The sequence below is a fragment of the Streptomyces boncukensis genome (assembly GCF_011045075.1).
GTDB lineage: Bacteria > Actinomycetota > Actinomycetes > Streptomycetales > Streptomycetaceae > Streptomyces > Streptomyces boncukensis.
In genome coordinates this window covers 1-1,907 of record NZ_JAAKZZ010000859.1, presented here as the reverse complement: position 1 = coordinate 1,907, position 1,907 = coordinate 1, and the positions used below count along the sequence as shown (strand labels likewise).

Sequence of the window (1,907 nt, the reverse complement as noted above, 5' to 3'; positions counted from 1 at the left end):
CCTCCAAGAAAGTTGCGGGAGACGTCCTTCCCGCCGGGACGCCGGAGAGGCCGGAGTACTGCCCGATCGACCATAACAGTGGTAATCGATTATCCTTCTAATCGTCTATCGTGTAGCCATGGCCCGGACGCCCCACACCTCACCCTTGGCGGGGAAGCAGATGCTCTCCGAGCAGGTCTGCACACACCTGCGGGACGCGATCATGCGCGGGGACCGCGCCCCCGGTGATGCCCTCAAACCCCAGGACCTCGCCAAGGAGCAGGGCGTGAGCCTGGCCGTCGTGCGCGAGGCGCTCGTGCGGGTGGTCGGCGAGGGCCTCGCCGACCGGCTGCCCAACCGCGGAGGAGGGCGAGCACTACAGCAGCACATGGGCCGAAGCCCACCGCCTCTTCCACCGCACCCTGCTGGAGGGGTGCGGCAACCTCGTCCTGCTGGAGACCTTCGACCGGATGTGGACCGCGAGCGAACTGGCCCACCGCTGGTCGGCGCACCGCAACCCCCACCGGGACGGCGCTCTGGAACACCGCCGCCTGGGGGAGGCGTCCCTCGCCCGCGACGCCGACACCGCAGCCCAGGTCCTGACCCGGCACCTCACCCGGACCGCCGCCGGACTGACCGACTGCCCCCACCACGAACCCGCGAACGAATCACCGAAACCGGAGCCACAGCATGACCACCTTCGAAGCGAGCACGGGCCGCCACTGCCACAACGCCGTCAGCCCTCTGCACGCATCCGTGTACTTCGCGCCGGAGCCGGAGGACGAACTCGCAGCACTCGGACTGGAGCGCGGAGCCATGGTCTACCTCGCGAGCCGTGCGGCACCGCTCGGGGCCGTCGACGCGGGCACCGTCACAGCGACGTTCTACAACTTCAACCATGAGCATGTTCAGCGGTACATCCCCGCCGCATGGACCGCCACCACACCGCAGAAGGTGCTCACGGCACGGCTGCGCGGCGCGGACCGGACACTGCAGCGGCTCCTCGGCAAGGAAGCCCTCACATCCACAGAAATGACCGAGGCGGCCGAACTGGCGCTGCACGCCACCGAAGCCTGCCGCCGGGAGGCACGGCCGCTCTACGCCGCCAACGCCGATCTCCCCGTACCCGAGGAACCGCACCTGGCCCTGTGGCACGCCGCGACACTGCTGCGCGAACACCGGGGTGACGGTCACCTCGCCGCCCTGGCGATCGCCGGCTTGTCCGGCATCGAGGCGCTGGTCCTGCACAACGCCACCGGCACGGCACCGACCTCGGCACTGTTCATGCGGACCCGCGGGTGGTCCGCACAGCAATGGGACACCGCCCGGGACCAGTTGCGCGAGCGCGGCCTGCTGGACGAGGCAGGCGACCTCACGCAGGAGGGCACGGCCCTGCGCGGCGAGACCGAGGTGCTCACCGACCGCCTCGATGCCGCCCCGTACGACCACCTCGGCCCGGCCGCCACCGCACGCCTCGCCGAACTGGCCGGCGGCTTCTCCAAAACCCTCAGGGCGGCGGGCGCCTTCCCCGCGGTGCACTTCGGCAAGGGCTGAGGGCTGAGGGCCGGGGCCGGAAACCCGGCGCCCTCTCAGTGGGTACGGCCAGGTGGCGTACAGCGCTACGTGACGTTCAGTTCCAAGGTTGTTGTGACAGCCGGTGGCTCGCCGTCGCAGTAAACACCGGATTTACTGCGACGGAGCCCCACCGTGATCAGCGCGACCTGCGGCGGGCCATTCCGGCCGCCGGGGCGAGGTGTACGCATTTACTGCGGCAGTGTCAGGGGGTGGGGCGGCGTGACGATCGAACAAGTGACCGACCTCGGGGGCGGGGACGCGCTCCGGCTGCCGCGCGCCCGGGTGCTGCCCCTGTCCGCCCCGCCCTCGTCGTACACCGCGGCGGTCGAGCGGTACCTCACCGGCGCGGGCAT

1 protein-coding gene and 1 pseudogene are annotated in these 1,907 nt (G+C 70.6%); both read left to right on the top strand.

Going from position 1 to position 1,907, the window contains the following annotated elements:
* Positions 1 to 118: 118 nt before the first annotated feature.
* A pseudogene (locus tag G5C65_RS36430) lies at positions 119 to 620 on the top strand (GntR family transcriptional regulator); the annotation flags it as partial.
* Positions 621 to 669: 49 nt separating this feature from the next.
* Positions 670 to 1,533, top strand: a complete 864-nt coding sequence (locus tag G5C65_RS36425; RefSeq protein ID WP_165303328.1) for an SCO6745 family protein — start codon at positions 670 to 672, stop codon at positions 1,531 to 1,533.
* Positions 1,534 to 1,907 lie beyond the last annotated feature (374 nt).